Raw genomic sequence first — 5,269 nt, 5'->3', positions numbered from 1 at the left:
GTACTCATTTGTTATTTCGGGGTACTCATTTGTTATTTCGGAGTACTCATTTGTTATTTCGGGGTACTCATTTGTTATTTCGGAGTACTCATTTGTTATTTCGGCGTGTCCATAACGCACCCTACTGGCGTGGCAAGCTTAAAATAGTGCATTAGTAAACTCTTGTGGGGCGGGCATCCTGCCCGCCCGGACGGGTGAGGACACCCATCCCACAATAAAATCTATTGCAACATTTTAGCCTTGCCACGCCACTACGAAACTACTAGAAGAGTTGAAACCTATGCTGGTCATACTTGTATGTACATCGTAGCCTCTAGAAGGGAAGAGTAATGGAAGTGAGGTTTTCGGGTATCTGTGGGTTTCAAAGCCAATTACCGATCGCAATCATTGGTGCCCAATACGCAGGATTATCATAACTGATATTTATACCTTCAGATGGCGGTAGTTTTTTAGCATTAATCATTTTAATTTGGGCTTTTTGCAACGCCTCTGCAATGCTCATGCCAGCTTTGCCATAGTTGGTGTAAAATGTTTTGACTAGCTCGGATGTCGATTGATCGCTGACACTCCACAAAGATGCGATCGCACTTTTAACTCCAACTTGCAATGCAACTCCAGCTAATCCTAGTGTGGCACGGTCGTCGCCAACTGCGGTTTCACATGCAGTCAATGTCAGTAGTTCAACCCCATCTGATTTACTGTTGAGGTTTCGCAGGGAATTTTCTAATTGGCTGATGGTAAGTTTTTGGTTTTTGCCTGTGATAATAAAGGTGTCTTCAGGAATAATGCCAAATTGAGCGTGACTTGCTATGTGGACAATAGGATATGTGGTTTTGTCAAGTGTTTTCTGAAAACTTTCGGGCGAAAAATCCCGATCCATCAGGTCGGTATGATTAGGAAATATACTTTGAACTGCGCTAACTTCATCGGGAACAGCAAAAAGCGCATCAAAAGTCTTTCCGTCGATTGTAGCTTTTTCGGTTAAACCCAAAATTAATGCCTTTTGTGTATTGCGATGATCTCCGGTCGGTCGGAGACCATCGCGTGCTTTGGGTGTGGTAAGTCGTAAACTGGGAGTTGTAGCAATAGCGTAGGTTTCGACTAAATATTTCTGTTGTTGGCTGTCGTAAAGTGCTGCCATTGGCACGCTACGCAAAAAACCATCCTGAATAAACACCAGGGTTTTGACTTTCTCCGGTTTGATATCCTCAGCAAAGGGGCGAATTATCCAATCATAAAGCTGTGCCGCAGTTGTTGTATCGTAGTTAATTTCTTCTTTTCCTTTAACTAGTCCTCTGCGAAACTCGGCAATTTTTGTTTGTAAGGTATTGCTGCTAACTATTGTGCTTGTACCTTCTTGATTGCGGTCTTCAATCCATTTAAATTTAGTTGCCTGATTGGGTAACTGCAATAATATCCCGGTTTTACCATCTAAAATGATCGAACTCAAAAACCCAGTATTCTTAAAGGCTACACTATTATCCTTGAGGAGTTCTCCCACCTGTTTGGGATTTAAGGCACTTAAAATGCAATCATTGCCAAAATAATTCTGTAATTCTGCTAGTTTCAAAGCATCGATGGTTTTAACTACTGCCGATAATTCTTTCGCACGTTGTTCATCTGCGATTGCACCAACTCCCAGCAAATCTAGCCGCGACTGTGCCAATCTCCGATACAATGGTCGTACAACATCGCGGAAGTCAAACTGTACATCCCTTTCAGAGGTTAAAATATCGCTGCGGATATCTTCTAGAGTATCAAATGCTCGTTGATAAGATGCGATCGCTTCTTCTTTTCGATTCTGTCGATCTAAAATGCGTCCGGCTTGCCACTCCCACAAATACAAGCTATCTTTGGCACTCAATTTGTTATCTGCTGCTAATATCGCAGCTTGAGTATATTTTAATGCTGCTGTTTCATTCTTTGGTTGACATTCCCAGAAATGACCCAAAGCGCCGTTAGAATAAGAAAGTAAGCGATTATCTTGTAAATTTTTACTAGCTGATAGTGATTTTTGTAGTAAATTTAATACATCTGCATTTGGTAAAATTAGGCTAGTTGGACAGTATGTAAAAGGTAAAGTTCCTTTAGCATCTGACTGCAAGTATGCTAAATTAATTGCTCCATAGACTTTTGTAGCTGAATCGGGTAAAATTTCAATAACCTTCAAAGCATCGTCAACAGTTTTGTGAAACTCCTGATTATTAATAACTTTGCTCTTATTGGTTTGGGAATCCAATTGAATTAAATTTAACAATCCTCGCATCTGAGCTAAAGTTTGTTTTTGGTCGCTGGCGAGTTTGGTACTTTTCTGAAAATATTGGTAAGCTCTGCTATAGTCTTCTCTAGACTTTTGAGTAAATTCATTTTCTTTACTAGAAATACCAGCTTTATTTGCAGAATCGGCTTGTAACTCTCGCAATTGAGCGCGACTGCTGTAAGCATTACCCAAACTATTTAACAGCAAAAAATCATCTTCTGGATAAAGTTGTTGAGCTACGTGCAAATATTTAATTGCTTGGTCGTAATCGCCAATTAAGCGATATGCTTCACCGAGAATTCCCAAAGCTGCAACTTGACCGCGTTTGTCGTTGTATTTGGTGGCGATTTGTGCTGCACTGTCTGGAGTACATTCTATTTGCTGGCTTTTATTTACCAGTTTGCCACACAAAAGTGCGATCGCTTTGCGAGGCTGTCCCAAATTGCTGTAAACTTGGGCGAGTTCTGACTTCATCCGTCCCACTTGCTGGATATTTTCTACCGTGCTATAGTCATTAATTGCTGCTGATAGGGATGCGATCGCAGCTTTATTTTCTCCTATTTGTTGGTAAGCACGCGCCAAATTTTCATTCACAACCGCCGTAAATTCTGGATTATTTTTATCATGATTTAATGCCTCTTGCCAATGCTCGATCGCATTAAAAAATTTTCCGGCATCATAATCTTTAATGCCTTGTTCAACTAGTGCGGTGATATTTGGAGTTTGTGCAGATACGAGTTGTCCAAACAAAAGACATATTAGTAATGTCGTCAAAAATAATACTTTAATAAATCTGTGATGCCGATTTGGTTTTTGGTGTTGCTGAGTAAAGAAATAGATTAGCCTCTTGCAGAGGTTCCCGATTTTCATCAACATCTGCATCCACCGACGCGCAGAGAGTAAGATTTTGAAGTATTTATTTTTGATATTCATATTTTTACATATAAAGAAAATAGTTATTTAACGCCGTGTGCGACTTTTTTTCAAACCTAACCCACAACCCTTTCCCTACAAAGGAATGGGAGCAGGAATCAAAGCTTCTCTCCGTTTTGGAGAGGGGTTTTAAGAATAAATCGCACATTGCGTTATTTAGCTTTTATTGTTTAAATTACCAGAAATCAGCATTAAAAACTGAAATTTTCAAAAGTGTGCATTTTTCTGCAATTTATCTAAGTACAGAAGAAACTCCTTTACTGATATTCTGGAATGATGCTTTCACCTCGACTCGTCATAACAGAGCAAGAATATTCAGATCAGCTATATCGGTAATTTTATTTTAGTTTCATCAAAGAAAATTACTTATGAATAAAGCACATCATATCCAAAAAGCCAGTATTAAAAGTCTTCTTTATTTATGCCTAATATCGACTGCATTAAACCAAGCAATGCCCGCCTCAGCACAAATCACGCCCGATAACAGCCTTGGTGCAGAAGCTTCTCAACTCAATCAAAATGTGTTAATTAATGGCGCGCTGGGCGACAAAGTTAACGGTGGTGCAATACGCAAAAGCAATCTTTTTCATAGTTTCAGCGAGTTTAATATCCAAGATGGGCAACGAGTGTATTTTGCCAACCCAACTGGAATAGAAAATATATTGACGCGGGTAACAGGTGGGAATGCATCGAATATTTTCGGGACTTTGGGCGTTGATGGCGCAGCAAATTTGTTTTTGATTAATCCTTCGGGGATTTTGTTTGGGGAGAATGCGCTGTTAGATGTGCAGGGGAGTTTTGTCGGGACAACAGCTAATGGAGTGCAGTTTGGCAATCAGGGTATTTTCAGTGCCACCAACCCCCAAGCACCGCCATTGTTGACGGTAAATCCTTCAGCGTTGTTTTTTAATCAGATTAATCAAAGTGCAGGGATTCAAAATAACTCAGTTGCATCAGCAGGAATAGATCCCGCAGGTTCAAATGCATTAGGTTTACGAGTAGGAGATGGTAAAAGTTTGCTGCTAGTGGGCGGTAATGTCAGCATGGATGGGGGACGATTAAATGCTTATGGTGGAAGAGTTGAGTTAGGAGGATTGGCAGCACCTGGAAATGTAGCGCTGGGTATAGATGGCGATAATCTCAGCTTGATATTTCCTGAGAATCTTGGACGAACTTCAGTATCGCTTACTAATCAAGCAGGTATATATGTAACTGGGCGTGGTGGCGGTAATATTACAGTCAACGCCAGAAATCTAGAGATTATAGGAGGAACTATCTTAACTGCTGGTATTGGACAAGGTTTAGGGACACCTGAAACTGTTGCAGGAGATATTACGCTGAATGCTACTGCGGAAATCAAAGTTGCTGGTGGGAGCATAGTTCGCAATCTGGTGCGCTTGGGGTCACAAGGCAATGGCGGTAATATTTTCATAGATTCTGGTTCATTCTCTCTAAGCGATCGCGCTCTACTTTCTACCTCAACTTATGGACAGGGAAATGCGGGGAATGTGACAGTGCGGGCACTTGATGCTGTTGACCTTGCAAACGCTGACATCTTCAGTACAGTGGAAGCCGGAGGTATAGGTAAGGGAGGCAATATTAACATCAATGCTGCAACTTTGTCACTTACTGATGGCGCTCAACTGCAAACCATTACTCGTGAAGCATCTGATACCCAGCCAGCAGGACGGGGGGATGCGGGGAATGTCAATGTTAATGTTACTGACACTGTTAATATTAGTGGGGAGAAAAACGGTTTTCAAAGTAAGATTGGCAGCAGTGTGGGAACAGGCACTGTTGGCAATGGGGGTAATATTACTATTGAATCCAGTTCATTCTCGTTAAAAGACGGCGCTGAACTTTCTGCCTCAACTTATGGACAGGGAAACGCGGGGAATGTCAATGTTAATGTTACTGACACTGTTAATATTAGTGGAGAGAAAAACGGTTTTACAAGTGCAATTGGCAGCTTTGTGGGAACAGGCACTGTTGGCAATGGGGGTAATATTACTATTGACTCTGGTTCATTCTCGTTAAGCGATCGCGCTCAACTTGTTGCCTCAACTTTAGGAGTGG

Annotated in this window: 2 protein-coding genes; one reads left to right on the top strand and one right to left on the bottom strand. The window is 41.1% G+C overall.

The window, feature by feature from the left end:
* Window positions 1-361 precede the first annotated feature (361 nt).
* The gene (locus RM049_RS34880; protein WP_322707457.1) at window positions 362-3,193 is read right to left on the bottom strand and encodes a CHAT domain-containing protein; all 2,832 of its coding nucleotides are present in this window, start codon (window positions 3,191-3,193) and stop codon (window positions 362-364) included.
* A 368-nt stretch (window positions 3,194-3,561) separates the two neighbouring features.
* Here RM049_RS34880 and RM049_RS34875 point away from each other — a divergent pair.
* The coding region (locus RM049_RS34875) for a filamentous hemagglutinin N-terminal domain-containing protein (RefSeq protein ID WP_322707456.1) at window positions 3,562-5,269 on the top strand (1,708 nt) is incomplete at its 3' end.

This window comes from Nostoc sp. DedQUE04 (assembly GCF_034530995.1).
Classification (GTDB): domain Bacteria; phylum Cyanobacteriota; class Cyanobacteriia; order Cyanobacteriales; family Nostocaceae; genus Nostoc.
This window is presented reverse-complemented; position numbering and strand designations above follow the sequence as displayed.

What these genes read in the sequence shown, in the direction of transcription:
- RM049_RS34880 (WP_322707457.1), bottom strand. Translation starts at nt 3,193, where the DNA reads ATGAATATCAAAAATAAATACTTCAAAATCTTACTCTCTGCGCGTCGG.